A 21,148-nucleotide genomic window follows, 5' to 3' on the forward strand; every position below is an offset into this window, starting at 1 on the left:
GTCCATGGACAGTAGTCGTCGCCACCGGGCCACCGTAAACCGGCGGGCGGCCGCTACGTCCGCAAACCGGGATGACGGCTGGCCAGAACCGGTACGAGGAATCTGTTCGGCGCGAGGCGGGCGAACATGGAGGCCGCCCGGTTCGCGAAGCCGGGTATGGCGATCATGTGCCCCTTGTCGAGTCCGTCGATGCCGGTCGCGGCCACGGATTCGGCGCTCTCCCACATGAAGCTGGGCAGTGCGGCTTCGGCGTCTTCCTTCGCGAATCCGGCGGTTTCGCCGAACCCGGTGTCCACGGGCCCGGGGCAGAGCGCGGTCGCGGTGACGCCGGTGCCTTTCAATTCGCCGGTGAGGCTCTCGGTGTAGGAGAGGACGAACGCTTTGCAGGCGGCGTACCCGGCCTGCCCGGGCAGCGGCTGGAACGCCCCGGTGGAGGCGACGTTGAGGATCGCTCCCCGGCGCCGTTGCACCATGCCGGGCAGGGCGCGGCTGCACAGATCCGCGACAGCCATCACATCGACCTCGATCATGTTCATCTCGGCGTCCGGATCGGACGCCGCCACCGGGCCGAGGGTGGACAGGCCGGCGTTGTTGACGAGGATGTCGAGGGTGAGTCCGAGTTCGCCGACGCGGTCGAGCAGGGTCGCGCGCGCGGAGCGGTCGGACAGATCGGCGCACACCACGTGTGCCCGACCGCCCGCGGCACGGAGTTCGGTGGCGAGCTCCTCCAACTTCTCGGCCCGACGGGCGACGAGCACGACCTGGTGACCGCGGCGGCTGAGTTCACGGCTGATCGCGGTGCCGATCCCGGACGACGCTCCGGTGACGAGCGCGGTGCGATCGGCGGCAGGCGTGGGGAGACTCATGGGTCCAACCTACGTGCCGCCGCCGTCGCTGACGCAAGGTTCGCCGTGTCAGGCGTGGGTTCCGCCGTCGATGCGGATCTCGGTTCCGGTGACGAACGCGCCGTCGTCGGAGGCGAGCATGGCGACCACACCGGCGACCTGCTCGGGTCCGCCCATGGCAGCGCCACCGGATTCCAGGGTGGTGGGGAGGATGGGTGAGAGCTTGGAGAACAGGCTCCAGTCGGCGTCGGAGGGAACGTAACCCGATGTGGCGTCGGTGATTCCGGTCTTGATGCTGCCGGGGGCGACGCCGACGGCGCGCAGGCCCTGCTTGCCGTATTCGAGTGCCAGTGCGTGGGTGAACGACTGGATGGCGCCCTTGCTCGCGGCGTACGCGGCCATGTACGGGTGCGCGAACGCGGCGGACGTGGAACTGAAGTTCACGACCACGCTGCGCTCGCCCCGCAGCAGTGCCGGCAGGCATTCGCGGACCATGAGGAACGTGCCGGTGAGGTTGACGCCGATCACCTGGTTCCAGAGGTCCAGCGACGTCTCGTGGGTGTGCGAGGCGCGGAGGATCCCGGCGGCGTTCACGAGGACGTCCAGTCCGCCGAGCGTCTCGACGCTCGACTTCACGCCGTCGACGACGGACTTCTCGTCGCCGATGTCGATGCCGGTGACGCTGAGGCGTCCCGCGGTGCCTGCGGCGTCGGCCAGCTCCGCCGTCTTCGCCAGGCCGTCTTCGGAGACGTCGGCTGCCACGACGGTGCCGCCCTCGTCGAGCAGGCGGAGCGCGGTGGCCTGTCCGATACCCGACGCGGCGCCGGTCACCAGGATCCGGCGGTTGTCGAATCGATTCATCGTCTGTACTCCTCGTGTGTTTCCGTATTCGATCTCATTGGCCCATCACGTATTTCACGGTGGGCCCGGCGGTCCATCCGCCGTCGACGGCCAGTTCCGCTCCGGTGACGTAGGCGGCGGCATCGGACAGCAGGAAGCCGACGGCACCGGCGATTTCCTCGGGTACCCCGACCCGGGCCATGGGGGTGTTCGGGTAGTTGCCGTCGCCCGCCTGGATTCCGAGGCCCGCGGTCATCGGGGTGTACGTCATGCCGGGGTGGACGGAATTGACGCGGATTCGGTCGGTGCCCAACTCGACGGCGGCGATCTTCGTCAGTCCTCGCACGCCCCACTTCGATGCGCCGTAGCCGGCGGTCAGCGCGAGGCCCATCAGCCCGGCGGCCGAGGAGATGTTGACGATCGATCCGCCACCGGCGGCGCGCATGGGGGCGATCACGGCCTGCAGACCGTTGAACACCCCGGTCAGGTTGATGTCGAGGACCGTCCGGAAGTGGTCGAGCGGTTCGTGCTCGATGTACTGGCCGGTGGAGATGCCGGCGTTGTTGACGAGGCCGTCGACGCGTCCGAACTCTTTCGTCGCCACGTCGACCGCGGCCTGCCACTGCTGCGGGTCGGTGACGTCGAGGTGGCTGTATCGCGCCCGGTCGCCCAGCCGGGCGACGGTGGCGTGTCCTTCGTCGTCGAGGACGTCGCCGATCACGACGCTGCCGCCCTCGTCGACGATGCGCTGCGCGAAGGCGGCGCCGAGCCCGCGTGACGCGCCGGTCACGATCACGACCTTCCCCGCCAGTTGCTGTGCGATCTCGGTCATCTCAGCTCACATCCTCGTTCTCGGAAATCTCGTTCGTCGGCGCGCGTCGGTTGCCGACCGCCCGAGTCTGCTGCGGGCATCGCCGCCGGGAAACGGGGTCTCCCGGTGATCGGAACAACTCGTAGCCACCGGAAACCCCGGCCCACTGTGATGTGGATTACCCGCTCACGTTCCGGACACGCCGGAGGGGCGGCTCTCCTCGACAGCCCACCGAAAGGCTCTTCTATGTCTCGTCGTGTCACGTCCACCGCCGCGGCGCTGATCACCGGCAGCGTCCTGTTCGCGGGTTTCGGTACGCCGGCGCTCGCTTCGGCGGACCCGCTGTCGCTGCCCGGAATCACGCTCCCCGGATTCGGTTCCGCCGACTTCGGGAGCGCGGGCCCGGTCGCCGAGACGCCGCGACTCGCGTCGGTAGACAACTTCCGCGACGTCGGGGGCACGGGACGGGGGTACGCCACCGCGCGTGGGGGACACGTGACGCGGGGAGTGTTCTACCGTTCGAACGCACTGGTCCCGAACGATCAGGATCTCGCCGTCCTCACCGGTCTCGGTCTGACGGCGGTGTACGACGTGCGCACCGTCGAAGAGGTCGCGGCGAAACCGGACCGGCTCCCGGCAGGCCCGCGATACCTGGGCATCCCCATCCTGTCGGGCGACCTGGGTGCGGCGGTCGCGCAACTGAAGTCGCCGGCCGACGCCGTCGCGTTCATGCAGCAGATGAACCGCAGCTTCGTCGACGACGCGGCCACCCGTGCGGGCTTCGCGAATCTTCTGACGTCACTGGCCGAGACGGCCGGACCGCAGGTCTTCCACTGCACGGCGGGCAAGGATCGCACCGGCTGGGCGTCCGCACTGCTGCTGAGCATCGCGGGCGTTTCGCAGGAGACCATCTTCGACGACTACCTGCTCACCAACGACTACACCGCCGCGTCGATGAAGGTCACGTACGACCAGATCGCCGCCAGCCGCGGGGAGGCGGTGGCGGCGATCTACCAGCCGTTGCTCGGGGTCGACCGGAGCTATCTGGAGGCAGGGCTGGGGCGCCTCACCGAGCGGTACGGCACGGTCGACCGCTACCTGACCGAGGGGCTCGGCCTCCGCCCGGCGACCATCGACCGGCTCCGGAGCAAGCTGCTGAGCTGAGTCGAGCGGTGCGTCAGGCGCCGATCGCGTCCGAGAGCGTCGTGAGCTGGTTGATCTCGGACGCGGTCAGCGTCACCGTCGGGGCGTCGAGCAGGGCGGGAAGTTGCTCGAGTCGGCTCGCGCTGGCGATCGGCGCGGTGATGCCGGGCCGGGTGAGGAGCCAGGCGAGCGCGATGGTGGAGATCTCCGCGGAGTGGGCGGCGGCGATCTCGGCCAGCGCGTCGACGACGGCGAGGCCCGATTCGGAGAAGTAGCGGGTCGCCATCCGCTGACGGGGTTGACCGTCCAGATCGGCCTGGGTGCGGTACTTGCCTGCGAGGAAGCCCGCGGCCAGGGAGTAGTACGGGAAGACGCCGAGGTTGTTCTCGCCGGCGATCGCCGCGACCTCGGGTTCGTAGTCGTGCCGGTGCACGAGGTTGTAGTGCGGCTGCAACGCGATCGGGGCCGCGAACCCGTTCTCCGCCGTGAGGGACAGCCATTCCCGGATGCGCTCGGGGGAGTAGTTGGAGATGGCGACGTAACGGACGAGGCCGTCGCGAACCAGTTCGTCGAAGGCGCCGAGTGTGTCGACGAGCGGGGTCTCGGCGTCGTCGAAGTGGGCGTAGTACACGTCGATGTGGTCGGTCTGGAGCCGCTTCAGGGACGCCTCGGCCGCGGCCCGGACGTTGGCGGGCGCCAAGCCCTTGAAATCCGGATGCCGGCTGACCTTGGTGGCGATCACCATGTGGTCGCGATTGCCTCGGGAGGACATCCAGTTGCCGAGGACGGTCTCCGACTCGCCGCCGGAGTTCCCCTCGGCGAACGCCGAGTACGAGTCGGCCGTGTCGACGAAGTTGCCGCCGCCCGCGGCGAACGCGTCGAGGATCTCGAACGACGTCGATTCGTCACTGGTCCAGCCGAAGGTGTTTCCGCCGAGGGCCAGGGGAAAGATGTCCAGATCCGACGTGCCGATCGCGACCACGGGTGCTCCGTTTCTTGGTGTGCTGTTTCTCGGTGTGCATGTGCGAAGGTGCGAAGAGTTCGGCTGACCACGCTATCGCAGCCGCGTAGCGAACGTGCGTCCGACTACCGAACGCCCTGTTTTCGGTGAACTCCCGGAATCGGACATGTGTGATCGAACCCAGCCCACCGCGACTCCACTGGCATACCGTGAAGGGGGTGCATGCGTTCCGGCGAGCCACGGAGTTGAGTGATGCAGGACCAGTCGATCGACGACCTCTTGAACACGGGCCTGTTCATCGACGGGCAGTGGCTCCACTCCAGCTCCGGCGAGACCCGGGCCTGCATCAATCCGGCCGACGGGTCGGTTGTCGCCACCGTCGACGAAGCAGCTCCGGACGACGCCACCCGTGCCGTCGCCGCGGCCCGCGCGGCCTTCGACGAGGGAACGTGGCCCCGCACCCCCGTCGCCGAGCGTGCGGCCCTGGTCGCGAGGATCGCCGATCTGCTCGAGCGGGACAAGGAGACGCTCGCGCGGATCGAGACACTCGACACCGGAAAGACGTTGGAGGAGAGCCGAATCGACATCGACGACGTGGTATCGGTGTTCCGGTACTACGCGAACCTCGCGGCCGTCGAGTCGGACCGCCTGGTGGATGTCGGCAGGCCCGACGTGATCAGCCGGGTGGTGCGGGAACCGATCGGCGTCTGCGTGCTCATCGCCCCGTGGAACTATCCGCTGCTGCAGATCTCGTGGAAGGTGGCACCCGCGCTGGCCGCCGGCTGCACTATGGTCCTCAAACCGAGCGAGGTGACCCCGCTCAGCACCATCGCGTTCGTCGAGTTGATCGTCGAGGCAGGCGCTCCGGCCGGGGTGGTGAACCTGGTGCAGGGCAGCGGCGCGGTGCTCGGTGCCGCGCTCACCGGGACCCCCGACGTCGATTTCGTCTCGTTCACGGGTGGGCTCGCCACCGGACGCGTCATCCTCGAAACCGCGGCGAAGAACGTCACGAAGGTGGCAGTGGAACTCGGCGGCAAGAATCCGCACATCGTCTTCGCGGACGCGGACGGCGACGATTCGGTGGACCAGGTGCTCACGGGGGTGTTCCTGCATTCCGGTCAGGTGTGTTCGGCGGGAACCCGGCTCATCGTCGAGGAATCCATCGCCGACCGGTTCGTGGCCGCGCTCGCCGCGCGCGCCGAGAAGATCCGCATGGGCAACGGTCTCGATCCCGCGAGCCGAACCGGCCCGTTGGTTTCCGAGGCGCACCGGGAGAAGGTGGAGCGGTACGTCGCGCTCGGGCTCTCCGAAGGTGCCCAGTTGGTGACGGGAGGCGCGCGGCCGTCGGATCCCGCGCTGGCGAAGGGGAGCTACTACCTCCCGACCATCTTCGATCACTGCGACCGCACCATGCGCCTCGTGCAGGAAGAGACATTCGGGCCCATCCTCACCGTCGAGCGTTTCACGACGGAGGAGGAGGCGTTGCGCCTCGGCAACGACACCGAGTACGGCCTCGCCGCCGGTGTCCGGACCGCCGACAGCGCGCGGGGCGAGCGGATGGTGCGCGGTCTGCGGCACGGCACGGTATGGCTCAACGACTTCGGCTACTACACCGCGGCCGCCGAATGGGGCGGTTTCAAGATGTCCGGGAACGGACGCGAACTCGGACCCGCCGGTCTGGCGGAATATCAGGAGACCAAACACATCTGGCACAACACCTCGCCCACCGCGGCGGGGTGGTTCGACAACGGCTAGGTCGGCGCACGGAGAGGCGAGAGAACCATGGCAACTCGGCACGGAGCAGTGGGTGACGACGGGACGCCGGGGGACAGCGGGCTCGGCGAACTGGGGTACAAGGAGGAACTGGATCGGAGCCTCGGCAAATTCGCCAGTTTCGCCGCGGGAGTCAGCTACATCTCGATCCTCACCGGCACCTTCCAACTGTTCTACTTCGGATTCGGCACGGCGGGCCCCGCGTACCTGTGGTCGTGGCCGATGGTGTTCGTCGGGCAGATGGCCGTCGCCCTGTGCTTCATGGAACTCGCGGCCAAATATCCCGTCGCCGGCTCGGTCTACAACTGGGCGAAACTGCTCGGCAGCAGGATCGTGGGATGGTCGTCGGGCTGGCTGATGCTCACGGCGTCGATCGTCACCCTGTCGGCCGTCGTGCTCGCACTGCAACTCAACCTGCCGCGGCTGTGGAGCGGATTCCAGATCGTCGGCGACGGCAGCGGTGAATACGACTTCGCGACCAACGCCGTCATTCTCGGCACGGTCATGATCGCGTTCACCACGGCGGTCAATGCGTTCGGCGTCAAGCTGATGGCACTCATCAACAGCACCGGCGTGTTCGTCGAATTGATCGCGGCCGTGCTCATCGCCGCAATCCTCGCCGCCAACGTCACCCGCGGTCCGGACGTGTTCTTCTCCACCCACGGGTACGGCGCCGGGGAGACCGGCGGCTATCTGAGCGTCTTCCTGGTGGCGTCCCTCGCGTCGGGGTACGTGATGTACGGATTCGACACCGCGAGTTCGCTCGGTGAGGAAACGGTCGATCCGCGGCGGACGGCGCCCAAGGCGATCCTGCGGGCGATCCTCGCGTCGTTCGTGATCGGTGGGGCGATCCTGGTGTTCGCGATCATGGCGGCACCCGACCTCGACGATCCACTGATCGGCAGTAGCGAGGGTGGCTTGCAGTACATCGTCGAGCAGGTGATGTGGGGACCGCTCGGCAAGGTCTTCCTCGTCTGCATCGTCATCGCCGTCACCGTGTGCTCGCTCGCGGTGCACGCCGCGGCCATCCGGCTCACGTTCGCGATGGCCCGCGACAACGCCCTGCCCTTCGGCGAGCGACTCGCCCACGTCAACCCGAAGCATCAGACGCCGGTGGTGCCCGCCATCGTGATCGGGGTGCTCGCGGCGTTCATCCTCGTCATCAACATCGGTCAGCCACAGATCTTCACGGTGCTGACGTCGATCGCGATCATCATGATCTACCTGGCGTACCTCATGGTCACCGGACCGCTGCTGAAGAAGCGGCTGCAAGGGCACTGGCCGCCGAAGGATCTCGCCGAGAAGGGCTACTTCACGATGGGCCGGTGGGGACTTCCCGTCAACATCTTCGCCGTGTTGTGGGGAGTGGGAATGGCGCTCAACCTCGCCTGGCCACGCACCGAGGTGTACGGCACGCCCTGGTACAACACGTGGGGTGCGTTCGTGTACATCGGCATCATCCTCGGGCTGGGACTCCTCTGGTACGCGGTGAAGGGGCGTAACCACATCGGATGTCTCGCCTCGCACGCGGCGTCGTCGAAGGACGAGACGACGGAGAGCGAACTGTCATGACGGACACCGTGTTCGACTACGTGATCGCCGGCGGCGGCACCGCCGGATGCGTACTCGCCGCACGGCTCAGCGAGGACCCGTCGGTGACCGTCTGCCTCGTCGAGGCCGGACCGTCCGACATCGGTGACCGCAACGTCCTGGACTTGTCGCAGTGGATGCACCTTCTGGACTCCGGGTACGACTGGGACTATCCGGTCGAGCCGCAGGAGAGGGGCAACAGCTTCATGCGGCACGCCCGCGCCAAGGTGCTCGGCGGATGCTCCTCCCACAATTCGTGTATCGCATTCTGGCCGCCCGCCGAGACGCTCGACGACTGGGCGGCGGCCGGCGCCACCGGCTGGGGAGCGGAGGATGTGCTCCCCCTGGTGGCGCGGGTCGAGAACAACGACGCCCCCGGCGACCAGCACGGACACGAAGGTCCCGTGCGGTTGCGCGACGTCCCGCCGAACGACCCGTGCGGCGTGGCCCTGCTCGAATCCGCGGCGAAGGCCGGGTTGCCGACGGTGCAGTTCAACCGCGGCACCACCGTCCTCGACGGGGCGGGCTGGTTCCAGATCAACGCGTCCGAGGACGGCACCCGGATGTCGACGTCACACGCTTACCTGCACCCGATTCTCGGATCCCGCCCGAATCTGGACGTGCGCACCGACTGCTGGGTCAGCGAAATCCTCATCGACGACGCGACCACGGCGACGGGCGTGCGGTACCGGCGACCCGATCTCACCGGCTACGACACCGTCTCGGCCCGCCGCGAGGTGATCGTCACCGCCGGGGCCATCGACACACCGAAACTGTTGATGCTCTCGGGGATCGGGCCGACGGTGCACCTGCGGGAGATGGGTGTGCGGGTTCGCGTCGACGCGCCGGGGGTCGGGCAGAACCTCGACGACCACGTCGAGGGGCTGGTGTTCTGGGACGCGTCCCGGCCGATGGTCGAGACGTCGACGCAGTGGTGGGAGATCGGATTGTTCGCCACCACGGTGAAGGGGTTGAACCATCCGGACCTGATGATGCATTACGGCAGTGTGCCGTTCGACATGAACACCCTCCGGTGGGGCTACCCCACGACCGACAACGGCTTCTGCCTCACCCCGAACGTCACGCAGGGACTGTCCCGCGGAACGGTGCGACTGCGTTCCCGCGACTTCCGGGACCGGCCGCGAGTGGACCCGCGGTATTTCACCGACCCCGACGGCCACGACGAGGCCGTGATGCTCGCCGGACTCCGGCTCGCGCGCCGCATCGCCGAGCAGGAACCCCTCCGCGGTTGGATTATGAGTGAGCTGGCACCCGGGAAGGAGGCAGAGACCGACGACGAACTGATCGACTATGCGCACCGGACGCACAACACGGTGTACCACCCGGCCGGGACCGCGCGCATGGGTGCGGTCGCCGATCCGATGGCCGTTCTCGATCCGGAGTTGCGGGTGAAGGGCGTCCGTAAACTGCGGGTGGTGGACGCGTCGGCCATGCCGAAGCTGCCGTACGTCAATCCCAACATCACGGTCATGACGATGGCCGAGAAGTGCGCCGATCTCATTCGCGGCGCCTGAACGGAGTGCCCCGGAGGCCCTGCGTGAACCGCTAGGTACTTTGAAGTCCTACTATCTCCCCATACCGGTAGAGAGACGGAAGGGCACGTCATGAATACTCCTGAACCAATCCTGGTGGTCGACGGCGCGAGGACCCCGATCGGCAGCTTCGGTGGCGCGTTCAAGGACGTCCCCGCCCACGAGCTCGGTGCCACCGCCGCGAAGGCCGCCCTGGCACGCGCCGGGGTGCCCGGCGCCGACATCGACGAGGTGGTGATGGGCTGCATCGGTCAGGTCGGGCCGGACGCCTACAACGCCCGCCGCGTCGCCCTGGCCGCCGGACTGCCCGACAAGACCCCGGCGTACACCGTGAACCGGCTGTGCGGATCGGGTCTGCAGGCGGTGTGGTCGGCGGCGCAGCAGATGCGCTGGGGTGGGGTGAACTTCGCCCTCGCCGGCGGCGACGAGAGCATGACCCGGATGCCGTTCTACGACTTCTCGGCCCGCTCCGGCTACAAGCTCGGCGACCGCAAGTTGGTGGACGGCACGGTCGCGATCCTGACCGACCCGTTCGGTGGGGTCCACATGGGCCGCACCGCCGAGGCCGTTGCCCGCAAGTACGACGTGAGCCGGCAGCAGCAGGACGAGTTCGCGGTCGAATCGCAGCGTCGCGCCGCCTCGGATGCGGCGCGGGCGGCGTTCGCGCAGGAGATCACCCCGGTCGAGATCGGGGGCCGGCGGCCGAAGACGATCGACACGGACGAGCACCCCAAGCCGGACACCACCCTCGAGGCGCTGGCGAAGTTGCGGCCGGCGTTCGAGGAGGGCGGCACGGTGACCGCGGGCAACGCGTCCGGGATCAACGACGGCGCCGCGGCGCTTGTGCTGGCGACCGGGTCGGCTGCGCAGGAGAAGGGTCTGACCGGGCTGGTCACCCTGGAGGCGGTCGCGACCGCGGCGATGGACCCCGCGCTGATGGGGTACGCCCCCGTGCTGGCGTTGCAGAATCTGTTCGAGCAGACCGGCACCACCCCGGGTGACATCGACGTGATCGAGTTGAACGAGGCGTTCGCGTCGCAGGCGGTCGCGGTGATCCGGGACGCGAAGCTGAACCCGGAGAAGACCAACCCGTACGGCGGGGCGATCGCGTTGGGGCATCCGGTGGGTGCGACCGGTGCGATCCTGAGCCTGCGCGTGGCGAAGGACCTGGTGCGCCGCGACCTCGAACTCGGCATCGTCACCATGTGCATCGGCGGCGGTCAGGCACTCGCCGCACTCTTCAAGCGCGTCTAGAAACAGGGTCGGCGATGAAAAAGCACGTTCCGTCGTGGCACGACGACGAGGTGAAGGCCCTGTCCGAACTCGCGGTCGGGTTCTTCGAGCGCGAGGTGGTCGCGCACAACGAGAAGTGGGACGCGCAGCACCGCATCGACCGCGAGGTGTGGATCGAGGCGGGCAAGCTCGGGTTGCTGTGCTGTTCGATCCCGGAGGAGTACGGCGGCGGGGGTGGCACGTTCGCGCACGACCTGGCCGTGTTCGAGGCCCAGGGCTACGCCGGTGACCTCGCGTTCGGGATCGCCGTGCATTCGGGCATCGTCCCGCACTACATCTACGAGTACGGCACCGAGGAGCAGAAGAAGGCGTGGCTGCCGGGGATGGCGAGTGGGCAGCTCCTGGGCGCCATCGGCATGACCGAGCCCGGCGCCGGCTCGGATCTCAAGGCGATCAAGACCACCGCGATCCGGGACGGCGACGAGTACGTGGTCAACGGGTCGAAGACGTTCATCACCAATGGTGCGTCGGCGGACGTGATCGTGCTGGTGGTGAAGACCGACCCGAAGGCCGGCGCGAAGGGGGTGTCGCTGCTGATCGTCGATCTGCGGGACTGTCCCGGATTCGTCGTGGGCCGGGTGCTGGACAAGGTCGGTCAGCACGGCGCGGACACGTCGGAGTTGTCGTTCACCGACGTGCGGGTGCCGGTGTCGAATCTGCTCGGCGAGGAGGGGCAGGGGTTCGGACAATTGATGGCGCAGTTGGTGCAGGAGCGGTTGATCATCGGTGCGCAGGCGTCGGGTGCGATGAATCGTGCCGTCGAGGACACGGTGGCGTACACGAAGTCGCGGCAGGCGTTCGGGCACAGTCTGTTCGAGTTCCAGAACACGGCGTTCGAGCTCGCCGAGTGCCAGACCATCGCCCGCACGTGTGCGGTGTTCCTCGACCATTGCATCGACGCGCACCTGCGTGGCGAGCTGGATCCGTCGGAGGCGGCGATGGTCAAGTACTGGCTCACCGAGCAGCAGTGCGCGGTGATCGACCGGTGTGTGCAGTTGCACGGCGGCTACGGGTACATGCGCGAATATCTGATCGCCCGGATGTACGAGGACGCCCGCGTCCAGAAGATCTACGCGGGCGCCAACGAGGTGATGAAGGGGATCATCGCGAAGTCGCTGTGACCCCAGGCTCGGACGACACCTCGTACGCGGCCTCGTCGAACCGGCCGAGCCGCCGCCGCATCCGGTCGGTCGACCACGGCCAGTTGAAGCTGTTGCGGCCGTTGACATCCAGGAAGTAGCTCTGGCAGCCACCGGCGTTGTACACGGTGGTGGCCAGGGCCTCCTGGACCTGGGCGTTGAACGCGTCCTGTACGTCGCGTCGCGGTTCCATCCGGGTCCAGCCGCTGCTCCGGGCCCGGGTGACGGCCTGGATCAGATACTCCAATTGCGCCTCGAGGATCATGAACGCCGAGGTGTGTCCGGTGCCGAGAGCGGGGCCGAGGAGAACGAACGCGTTGGGGAAACCCGCGACGGTCGTGCCGAGGTAGGCCTGCGGGCTGCCCTTCCAGTGGTCGTCGAGGCTCCGGCCCGTGCCGTCGAACACCTTGGAGCCGATCGGCATGTCGAGGATGTGGAAGCCGGTGCCGAAGATGATGGCGTCCACCTCCCGTTCGGCGCCGTCGCTGCCGACGACCACGTTGCCGCGCACCGACTGCACGGCGTTCGCGTGCACTTCGACGTTGGGCCGGGTGAGCGCGGGGTAGTAGGTGTTCGACATCAACAGTCGCTTGCAGCCGAGCGTGTAGTCGGGAGTCAGGGCCTTGCGCAACTGCGGATCTCGCACCTGCGCGCGCAGTTGGGCCTTCCCGATCTGCTGCACCACACGCAGGATCCACGGGTGCCGGAAGCCGAGCCCGAGCGACTCCATGATCATGTACTCGATGCGGCGTAGTACCCGGATCGCACCCGGCACCCGCCGCAGGAACGCGCGCTCCACCCCCGGCAGGGTGTGATCGGGTTTCGGCAGCACCCACTGTGCGGTGCGCTGGTACAGATGCAGCGACTCGACCTTCGGTGCGATGGCCGGGACGAATTGCACCGCGGACGCACCGGTTCCGACCACGGCCACGCGTTTGCCGGTGAGATCGTACGAGTGGTTCCAGCGGGAGGAGTGGAAGACCTCGCCGGTGAAGGTGTCGAGTCCGGGGACGGTGGGCACGAGCGGTTCGCTCCACGGTCCGGCGGCGGCGATGACGGCATTCGCGGTGACTGTGCCCGCGGACGTGTCCACCGTCCACCGCCTGCTCTGCTCGCTCCACCGGGCACGCTGCATCTCGGTGCCGAACTTCACGTGTTCCGGGACCCCGTGTTCGGCGGCGGTGCGTTCGATGTAGCGGCGGATCTCCTCCTGCCCGGCGAACAGCCGCGACCACTCCCGGTTCGGTGCGAACGAGTACGAGTACAGGGCGGAGGGGACGTCACAGGCGCAGCCGGGGTAGGTGTTGTCACGCCAGGTACCGCCCAGCGCGTCGCCCTTCTCGAGGATGACGAAGTTGTCGATTCCGCTCTGCTTCAATCGAATTGCTGCGCCGATGCCGGAGATCCCGGCGCCGACGATGACAATGTCGTAATGCTTCATGCGCGTACTCCGTTCGCGAGCTGAGCTCGGGTGCTGACGAGGGAATGTTCGAGGGTGGCGAGCCGGCGCCTGCCGTCCATGAAGTTCGGACCCATGACGGCGAGGTCCTCGGCCGTGGCGTCGAGCCGGATCACCCGGGTACCTGCCGCCTCCAGCGTCGCCAGTTCGGCGTCGAGTCCGGCGCTCATCCAGTTCCGCAGCATCAATCGCTCGACGCGGGCCGCGCCGCGCCCGACCGTGCGGCCCGTCGACGCCATGGGCGCCAGCACGATCACCTCGTCGAGTTCGAGCGGAAGCACCACATCGGCGGAAGCCGTGGATGCCACACCGCCGTCGACGAAGCGTCGGCCGCCGATCGGAACCGGGGGATACCAGCCGGGAATCGCCCACGACGCCCGCAATGCCTCCGACAGCGTCGCGGCGGGCGCACCGGGTGAGCCGAACGCGACCCGCTCGCCCGTGTCGTAGTCCATGCTCACCAACCACGTCGCCGGGTGGCGGACCCAGCCGGAGTCGACGGTGAACCGCCGTGCGAGCCGGTCGAGCCAGGCCGTGTCGCCACGGCCGCGCGGCAGCAGTCCGCTCGCGGCGGTGACGGGCGGGAGTCCGCGACGCAGCAGGCCGGGCGATCCGAGGCCCGGCTTCGGGAGGGGCGGAAACCGTCCGGGTGCGGCGGCGAGGTGCCCGTCGAGCGCCGGATGGGTGACCCCACCGAGGTGCATCGCGAGCAGATCGTCGACCCCGGCCCCGCCGCCCAGCATGGTGACGAGTTCGGCGCCCGCGGAGGTGCCCACGAGCACGTCGGCGTCGCGCGGGTCCCAGCCCAACACGTCGCTCACGGCGACGAGCGCTGCCACCGTCCATGCTGCGCCGAGCGTCCCGCCGCAACCGATCACCAGCCCGCGGCTGAGGTACCTGTCACTCGAAGTCATATACAGAAACTAGCAGAAACCAGATACCGGCGGTATATGAAAAGTAGAATATTCTCGGGAGGCTTCGGCGAAAGGGTGGACATGGCACGAATGACCAGGTCGGAGAGTCAGGCGCAGACGCGGGCGCATCTCGTCGCGACTGCACGCGACCTCTTCCTGGCCGACGGATACGCGGCGACGTCGCTCGGCAAGGTGGCCGACGTGGCCGGCTATTCCAAAGGCGCGGTGTACTCCAACTTCAAGAACAAGAAGCAACTGTGCCTCGAGGTGCTCGGCCTCATCCACACCACCAAGGGACAGGAAATCGCGGACGCACTCGGCGGCGGCGACACGACGGAGGAGCGACTCGCGGCGTTCCAGGCCTGGGCGGAGAAGACGCTCGGCGACGTCGGGTGGACCATGCTCGAATTCGAGCTGATCGTGTTGTCCCGCCACGATCCCGAACTGCGCGACGCACTCACCGCCACCCTCGGGGTCGCGCGGGAGATCACCGTGTCGCTGCTGAAGTCGTTCACCGAGTCACTCGGGGTGGTGCTGCCGCTTCCTGCGGAGGATGTGGCCGGCAGCATGCTCGGGCTCGGTGTCGGACTGGGTATTCAGCGCGCCATCGATCCCACCATCTCCGCGCAGGTGGTCACCGACGCACTGCGCGTCCTGCTGGCGGTATCGCGGGAGGCCCCGGCGTCGGGGTCGATGCCGGGGTGACATTGCCGCGAGGAGCCGGTCCGAGCGCCGGGACGCGCGTACGGTGAGTTCATGAAGCGGTGGAATGCTCTGGCGATTCCGGCCGCCGTCGCCGCTGCGGTCGCGTCGTACGACCTTGTTCAGCGACGTCACGCGCTGCTTCGGAATTTTCCTGTGGTCGGGCACGGCCGATATCTGCTGGAGTCGCTCGGTCCGGAGCTCCGGCAATACATTACGACCGGCAACGACGAGGAACGACCCTTCACCAGAGACCAGCGTCGCTGGGTGTACGCGTCGTCGAAGCGGGTGACCGACACGTTCGGTTTCGGCACGGACAACGATATCGAGTTCACCGACGGTTACACGATCATCAAGCACCGGACGTTCTCGGAGATTCCTCCCTCGGCGGTGCCCCATGCCGACGAACATCTCGAGATTCCGTCGGCGAAGGTGCTCGGCGCCGCCCGCGGCCGGGCACACGCCTTCCGCCCGCGCTCCATCGTGAACATTTCGGGGATGAGTTTCGGGGCGCTGTCGTCCGCGGCCGTGATCGCTCTCAATCGTGGTGCCGCTGCCACCGACTGCCTGCACAACACCGGCGAGGGTGGAATCTCCCGATACCACCGGAACGGCGCAGATCTGATCTTCCAGATCGGGACCGCGTATTTCGGTTGCCGCGACGCAGACGGTCGGTTCGACCTGGCAAGGCTTCGGGCGCTGGTCGAGTCGGCGCCGGTGCGGGCAATCGAGATCAAACTCAGCCAGGGAGCCAAACCGGGTCTCGGGGGTCTCCTGCCGGGGGCGAAGGTGACGCCGGAGATCGCCGAGATCAGGGGTGTGCCGGAGGGCCGTGACTGCATCAGCCCATCACGACACACAGCCTTCCGCGACGTCGACAGCATGCTCGACTGGGTCGAGCTCCTCGCCGCCGAGACGGGACTGCCGGTCGGGATCAAGTCCGCCGTCGGCGATCCGACGTTCTGGGACCAGCTGATCGATGCGATGAGCAACTCTCGACGGGGGGTCGACTTCGTGACCATCGACGGGGGTGAGGGCGGCACAGGCGCCGCGCCGCTGGTGTTCACGGATGCGGTCTCGCTACCGTTCCGAAGTGGCTTCGCGCGCGTCTACGCCAAGTTTGCGGAAGCCGGGCTGACCGACGACATCACGTTCATCGGTTCGGGCAAGCTCGGCCTGCCCGACAATGCCGTGGCGGCCATGTCGCTCGGGTGCGACCTGATCAACGTGGCCCGTGAGCCGATGCTCGCGGTCGGGTGCATCCAGGCGCAGAAGTGCCACACCGATCGGTGCCCGACGGGTGTTGCGACTCAAAACCCCTGGCTCGCACACGGTCTCGATTCCGACGTCAAATCCGTCCGGGCCGCGAACTATCTGCGGGCGTTGCGTCGGGACGTATTCAAGGTGGCCGAGGCGTGTGGAGTCGCACACCCCGGCTTGATCACCGCATCGGATGTCGAGGTCGCGGACGGCAACCGGCATTCGATCACGCTCGCCGACCTCTACGGTTACCGGACCGGCTGGGGACTCCCCGGTGACGCCGACCGCGCCGAGATCACCCGCCTGATGACCGAGGCCGCCGGGGTCCCCCCGGGCGAGACCGGGTCACCAGGAGCGAAGACGGCACCCTGACGGCGTGCCTCTCTGGACTACAGCCAGTCGCGCCGGCTGAACAGGATGTAGAGCAGGCTCGCGGATGTCACGATCAGGACGGTGCTGACGATCGTCCCCGACACCTGACCGACTCCAGGGAACAGGACGTTCTGACCGAACCACCCGGTCACCGCGGTGGGCACCGCGATGATGGCCGCCCACCCGGTGAGCTTCTTCATGACGGTGTTGAGCCGTGCATCCTGCAGCGACAGATTCGTTTCGAACACGGTCACCACCATGTCGCGCAACGACTCCGTCCACTCGGCGGCGCGCGTCACGTGGTCGTAGAGGTCGGTGTACAGGCTGTCGAGAACCGGCGACCGATCGTGTTCGGATTCGGCCCGCCCGCGGATGACGGTGCCCACCACCTCCCGCATCGGCAGTACGACGCGACGCAGTTGCACCAGTTCCTTCCGCAACCGGTACGTGCGCTGCTGGATCTCCTTTGTCCGCGCGGACTCGTCGAACAGTCCCTCCTCGAGCGCTTCGATCGCGTCGTCGATCGTCTCGATCGTCTCGAACTGTCCGTCCACGACGGCGTCGAGCAGACCGTACAGGAGCGCGAGTGCGCCAAAACCCGGTGTGAGCAGCGCGGGGTACTCCTCCCAGCGCTCCACCACCTGCGACATGTCGAACCGGTCGTCCCGCCGCACCGTGATGATCCCGTTCGACAGGACGAACGCCGAGACGCGGCTGAGCCGGAGCCGTGAATCGAGGACGCCGAGCGTGACGGCGTCCTCGGCGTCGAACCAGGTGGCATATGCGGTCACGAACGCGTGGCCCGCATAGCGCGTCGCCTTCGGTCGCTCACCGCGAGCGACGGCATCCTCGACGGCGTTCGGATCGAGCGACAGTTCGTTCGCCAACTCGGTCAGGCACTCGTGGTCAGGGTCGCACAGATCGACCCACACGAGTGCGTTCTCGTCCCGCATCATCTCGGACACGTCGGCGAGCGGAAAGTTTTCACCCACGCACTGCCCATCGCGCCATACACGGGTTCGCACCAGGTTGAGGGTCACTCACCCAGTCTGCCGAACCGGATGGGCCGGGAGGCGGTTACGACGCGCGATCGGACGAATAACCCCACAACCAATCGGTGTACCTGAAGCTCGAGGTGTCGCGGGTGCGGAACAGTTCGTTGCGCGCGATGCGGGCGGTGCCGTCCAGATGCCACAGCTCGCCCCACATCCGCCCGGTGGTGAGGATGCGGTTGCAGCGCGGTGCGCGTTCGGTGTTGACCTCCTTCAGGATCTGCGGCCACGCGGCGTTCCCGCCGCCCGCGGAGAAGTCCTCGGCCGCGTAGTCGGCGAGGCATTTTGCGTCCTCGATCGCCATCACGGCTCCCGAGGCCAGATACTGCAGCGGCGGGTGCGCGGCGTCGCCGAGGAGAATCATCCGGCCGTCCACCCAGTTCTCGATGGGCTCGCGGTCGTACATCGGCCACCAGCGGTCCTTCCACAGGTAGTCGATTCCGCGACGGACGTTCTCGTGGCAGTGCGCGTACGCCTGTTCGAGTTCCTCCGGACCGCCCCAGTTCTCGACACCCTGCCGGTAACCGGGGGATTCGAACACCGCGACCTGATTGAGCATCTCACCACCGCGCAGCGGGTACTGGATGAAGTGGCAGTGCGGTCCGATGTATCCGACCACGTCCTCGATGTCCTCGTCGAGGTCCACGTCCTGGTACGCGGTGGTGCCGCGGTAGGCGGCGTAGCCGGACGACACCGGCTCGTCGTCCGAGATCTTGGCCCGCAGGCGGGATTTGAGACCATCCATGCCGAGGGCGATGTCGGCCTCGTGCGTGTGTCCGTCGTCGGTGGTGACGAGAACACTGTCGCCGTCGGTGACCACGTCGGTCACGGTGACCCCGGTGCGCAGTTCGGCGCCCGCCGCGCGGGCCGCGTCGACGAGCGTCGCGTGCAGGTCGCTGCGATGCGTGACGAAGTACGGACCGCCGTATCGGGCCCGGAACTCGGAGCCGAGGTCGATCTTGGTGAGCACCTCCGCGGTGATCGCGTCGCGGAACACGATGTTCTTCGGCAGGAAGGCGCGGGAGAGAACGTCGTCGAGCACGCCCCAGGAGTCGAGGATGCGGGCTCCGTGCGGTCCGACCTGCAGTCCGGCGCCGACCTCACCGAATTCGGCGGCGCGTTCGAACAAGGTGACGTTCGCTCCTCTCCGCGCGAGTGCGAGGGCGTTGGCTGCGCCGCCGATCCCGCCTCCGGCGATGATGATGCGTGCGTCCTGCAGGTTCGACATGACAGTTCCTTCTGTTCGAGCGTTCGGGGGCAGGTCAGTGGCAGTGCGTGCCGGGGCACACGGCGGCACTCACGTGGGGGAGGGGAAGCGGCGCCCGATCACGGTGAGCAGCAGTGCGGCGACGAGGGCACTGACGCCGAAGAGGACGAAGTTCGAATCGGCGCCGAGTCCCGCGGCGAGCAGCCAGCCACCGATCTGCGGAGCGGCCACGGCGCCGACCCGGCCGACGCCGAGCGCCCAGCCGAGGGCCGTGCCCCGCAGATGGTCGGGGTAGTACGACGCGACCGCGGCGATGATCAGGCACTGGGTTCCGTGCGTCCCGACACCGGCGAGGACGAAGATGACGTAGACCAGCGCCACCGGCGGATTCGTGAGCAATGCCGGCAGGGCGAGACCCGCGAGAAGTGCGGCGACGATGCTGGTGGGTATCGTGCCGAATCGGACGCCGCCCCAGGCGGTCACGAACGACCCGGCCACCGCGCCCAGATTCAGTGCCAGCGCGAAGGTGAGCGCGCTGCCCAGATCGGTGCCCTCACCCTGCATGAGCTTGGGCAGCCACGTCCCGAGGCCGTACCAGGCGAGCAGGGTCACCACCGTCGCGAGTGCGAACATGATGCTGACGGAACGGAAACGGGCACCGAGTAGTGCGCCGAAACCGGTCACCCGATTCGGGGTGGACCCGGTGGCCGGCATCGTGCGGTCCGGAAGCGTCTTCCACGCGAGGGGGACGAGCACGACGAGCGGGATCAGAGCGAACAGGAACATCGGCTCCCAGCCCCAGTGCGGGATCACCGGAATGCCGAGCAGTGCCGCGATCGAACCGCCGATGGGAACCCCGGACATCATCATCGTGGCCACCGCAGCCCGCCACTTCGCGGGAACAAGTTCTGCGGCAAGCGCATTCGACGTGGGGACGAGGCCGCCCAGTCCGAGACCGGCGATCAGGCGCAGCGCGCCGAACATTACGGGACCGGTCGCCAGGGCGCACAGCGCGGTGAACACCGACAGGACGATCGCGCACCCGATCACCGCGCGCTTGCGTCCCACTACGTCGGAGAGTCGGCCCGCGAGGACGGCGCCGATCATCATTCCCAGGAACGCGAGGCTGCCGAGAGTGCCCGCGGTGGCGGCGCTGATGCCCCATTCCTTCTGCAGGCTCGGGATGACGTTGCCGTAGACGATGAGGTCGTAACCGTCGAAGACCACGAAGAGCCAGCAGACGACAACGGCGATCGTGGCCTTGCGGTCGAGGCCGACGCGGTTCACCGGTGGCGCTACGGAGGTGGCGGTAAGGAGCATGATTCGAGGGTGATGCGGCGCACAGGGTGCGTGCAATAGAGTTCTGCTGTGCAGAAAAAGCGGACAATCGAGAAGCCGACCTACATGTTGGAGTCCGTCGACAACGCGCTGCGCCTGCTGCAGATGCTGCGTGACGTCGGGGGACTGCGCCTCAAGGACGCCGCTGAGGAACTCGGTATCGCGCCGTCCACCGCGCACCGGTTGCTGGCGATGCTCGTGTACCGCGGGTTCGCGGTTCAGGACGAGAAGCGCATGTACCACCCCGGTTCGGCGATGGGCGCCGGTCCCGCCCGGCGCGGGTGGACGCGCGAGTTCACCGACCTGTGCCGGCCGCACATGGAGGCGCTTGCGATCCTGTGCGGTGAAACCGTCAACCTCGTGATCCGGGTCGGCACGCAGGCGCGGTTCCTCTCGTCCGCGGAGTCGACGGGAATGCTGCGCGTCGGCGACCGTCAGGGGCAGGTGCTCGACGCGGAATTGACTGCGGGAGGGCGGATTCTGCTGGCAGAACTGCCGCGGGACATTCTCGAGCAGTTGTACTTGCGGCCCCCGGATCTGACCGACGACGAGCGGGAGTGGGGCGACCGCCGGCTGTCGGCGGACGCCTTCGAGCGCTTCTGCCGTGAGTTGTCCGCGGCCCGTGCCGTCGGGTTCGCGCTCAACGTGCAGCAGACCGAGGAGGGTGTCGCGGCGTTCGGTGTTGCAATCCGGAACCGGGCGCGTACGGCTGTCGGAGCGATGACCGTGGCCGTGCCGATCACGCGGTTCCGTCAGCATTCGCAGGGTCCGCTGGTGTCGCAGATAAAGAACGCGATCCGCGAACTGGAGGTGGACATCGCGGACCTCGCACCCTGACCTGATTCTGCACAGCAGAATATCCTCCCGGCGGCGGCACCCGCGCTCCTAGCGTTGAC

18 protein-coding genes are annotated in these 21,148 nt (G+C 67.7%); 9 read left to right on the top strand and 9 right to left on the bottom strand.

Annotated elements, in window-relative coordinates; genetic code table 11:
* Nucleotides 1–53: 53 nt before the first annotated feature.
* The 3 genes from H0B43_RS27390 to H0B43_RS27400 are packed head-to-tail and all read right to left on the bottom strand — an operon-like array spanning nt 54 to nt 2,517.
* Nucleotides 54–866, bottom strand: a complete 813-nt coding sequence (locus H0B43_RS27390; RefSeq protein WP_185725072.1) for an SDR family oxidoreductase — start codon at nt 864–866, stop codon at nt 54–56.
* 48 nt (nt 867–914) lie between these two features.
* Nucleotides 915–1,706 carry an SDR family NAD(P)-dependent oxidoreductase gene (locus H0B43_RS27395; protein ID WP_185725071.1) on the bottom strand — a complete coding sequence of 264 codons (792 nt, stop codon included), beginning with the start codon at nt 1,704–1,706 and terminating at the stop codon, nt 915–917.
* Nucleotides 1,707–1,740: 34 nt separating this feature from the next.
* Nucleotides 1,741–2,517, bottom strand: coding sequence for an SDR family oxidoreductase (locus H0B43_RS27400; RefSeq protein WP_185725070.1), 777 nt, complete (start codon nt 2,515–2,517; stop codon nt 1,741–1,743).
* A 225-nt stretch (nt 2,518–2,742) separates the two neighbouring features.
* Here H0B43_RS27400 and H0B43_RS27405 point away from each other — a divergent pair, with 225 nt between their 5' ends.
* Nucleotides 2,743–3,660 carry a tyrosine-protein phosphatase gene (locus tag H0B43_RS27405; RefSeq protein ID WP_185725069.1) on the top strand — a complete coding sequence of 306 codons (918 nt, stop codon included), beginning with the start codon at nt 2,743–2,745 and terminating at the stop codon, nt 3,658–3,660.
* A 13-nt stretch (nt 3,661–3,673) separates the two neighbouring features.
* On the opposite strand, the gene H0B43_RS27410 is transcribed toward H0B43_RS27405, so the two are convergent.
* Nucleotides 3,674–4,621 carry an aldo/keto reductase gene (locus H0B43_RS27410; RefSeq protein ID WP_185725068.1) on the bottom strand — a complete coding sequence of 316 codons (948 nt, stop codon included), beginning with the start codon at nt 4,619–4,621 and terminating at the stop codon, nt 3,674–3,676.
* A 231-nt stretch (nt 4,622–4,852) separates the two neighbouring features.
* Between H0B43_RS27410 and H0B43_RS27415 the strand changes: the two genes are divergently transcribed.
* The 5 genes from H0B43_RS27415 to H0B43_RS27435 all read left to right on the top strand — a co-directional run bounded on the left by H0B43_RS27415 (nt 4,853) and on the right by H0B43_RS27435 (nt 11,930).
* Nucleotides 4,853–6,355 carry an aldehyde dehydrogenase family protein gene (locus H0B43_RS27415; protein WP_185725067.1) on the top strand — a complete coding sequence of 501 codons (1,503 nt, stop codon included), beginning with the start codon at nt 4,853–4,855 and terminating at the stop codon, nt 6,353–6,355.
* A gap of 27 nt (nt 6,356–6,382) precedes the next feature.
* Nucleotides 6,383–7,945, top strand: a complete 1,563-nt coding sequence (locus tag H0B43_RS27420) for an APC family permease (RefSeq protein WP_185725066.1) — start codon at nt 6,383–6,385, stop codon at nt 7,943–7,945.
* Entirely contained in the window at nt 7,942–9,498 is a 1,557-nt protein-coding gene (locus tag H0B43_RS27425) for a GMC family oxidoreductase (RefSeq protein ID WP_185725065.1), read from the top strand. The genes H0B43_RS27420 and H0B43_RS27425 overlap by 4 nt, the downstream gene beginning before the upstream one ends.
* 90 nt (nt 9,499–9,588) lie before the next feature.
* Nucleotides 9,589–10,770 (top strand): thiolase family protein, encoded by a 1,182-nt coding sequence (locus tag H0B43_RS27430; RefSeq protein WP_185725064.1) that lies wholly within the window; start codon nt 9,589–9,591, stop codon nt 10,768–10,770.
* Between the two features lie 14 nt (nt 10,771–10,784).
* The gene (locus H0B43_RS27435; RefSeq protein WP_185725063.1) at nt 10,785–11,930 is read left to right on the top strand and encodes an acyl-CoA dehydrogenase family protein; all 1,146 of its coding nucleotides are present in this window, start codon (nt 10,785–10,787) and stop codon (nt 11,928–11,930) included.
* Here H0B43_RS27435 and H0B43_RS27440 read toward each other — a convergent pair.
* On the bottom strand, nt 11,911–13,389 hold the full coding sequence (locus tag H0B43_RS27440) for an NAD(P)/FAD-dependent oxidoreductase (RefSeq protein WP_185725062.1): 1,479 nt from the start codon (nt 13,387–13,389) through the stop codon (nt 11,911–11,913). The two genes, H0B43_RS27435 and H0B43_RS27440, sit on opposite strands and share 20 nt — an antisense overlap.
* Nucleotides 13,386–14,321, bottom strand: coding sequence for a patatin-like phospholipase family protein (locus H0B43_RS27445; protein ID WP_185725061.1), 936 nt, complete (start codon nt 14,319–14,321; stop codon nt 13,386–13,388). The genes H0B43_RS27440 and H0B43_RS27445 overlap by 4 nt, the downstream gene beginning before the upstream one ends.
* A gap of 81 nt (nt 14,322–14,402) precedes the next feature.
* On the opposite strand from H0B43_RS27445, the gene H0B43_RS27450 reads away from it, so the two are divergent.
* Together H0B43_RS27450 and H0B43_RS27455 are read left to right on the top strand one after the other, a co-directional pair.
* Nucleotides 14,403–15,026: a TetR/AcrR family transcriptional regulator gene (locus H0B43_RS27450; protein WP_185725060.1), complete on the top strand. Its 624-nt coding sequence runs from the start codon at nt 14,403–14,405 to the stop codon at nt 15,024–15,026.
* Nucleotides 15,027–15,077: 51 nt separating this feature from the next.
* Nucleotides 15,078–16,655: an FMN-binding glutamate synthase family protein gene (locus tag H0B43_RS27455; RefSeq protein WP_185725059.1), complete on the top strand. Its 1,578-nt coding sequence runs from the start codon at nt 15,078–15,080 to the stop codon at nt 16,653–16,655.
* Nucleotides 16,656–16,672: 17 nt separating this feature from the next.
* On the opposite strand, the gene H0B43_RS27460 is transcribed toward H0B43_RS27455, so the two are convergent.
* From H0B43_RS27460 to H0B43_RS27470, 3 genes are all read right to left on the bottom strand, one after another.
* Nucleotides 16,673–17,695 carry a magnesium transporter CorA family protein gene (locus tag H0B43_RS27460; RefSeq protein ID WP_185725058.1) on the bottom strand — a complete coding sequence of 341 codons (1,023 nt, stop codon included), beginning with the start codon at nt 17,693–17,695 and terminating at the stop codon, nt 16,673–16,675.
* Nucleotides 17,696–17,732: 37 nt separating this feature from the next.
* Entirely contained in the window at nt 17,733–18,935 is a 1,203-nt protein-coding gene (locus tag H0B43_RS27465; RefSeq protein WP_185725057.1) for an FAD-dependent monooxygenase, read from the bottom strand.
* A gap of 69 nt (nt 18,936–19,004) precedes the next feature.
* On the bottom strand, nt 19,005–20,234 hold the full coding sequence (locus tag H0B43_RS27470) for an aromatic acid/H+ symport family MFS transporter (protein WP_185725056.1): 1,230 nt from the start codon (nt 20,232–20,234) through the stop codon (nt 19,005–19,007).
* A 48-nt stretch (nt 20,235–20,282) separates the two neighbouring features.
* Here H0B43_RS27470 and H0B43_RS27475 point away from each other — a divergent pair, with 48 nt between their 5' ends.
* On the top strand, nt 20,283–21,089 hold the full coding sequence (locus H0B43_RS27475; protein WP_185725054.1) for an IclR family transcriptional regulator: 807 nt from the start codon (nt 20,283–20,285) through the stop codon (nt 21,087–21,089).
* The last annotated feature ends 59 nt before the right edge of the window (nt 21,090–21,148 follow it).

The sequence above is a fragment of the Rhodococcus sp. 4CII genome, from assembly GCF_014256275.1.
GTDB classification, from domain to species: domain Bacteria; phylum Actinomycetota; class Actinomycetes; order Mycobacteriales; family Mycobacteriaceae; genus Rhodococcus_F; species Rhodococcus_F wratislaviensis_A.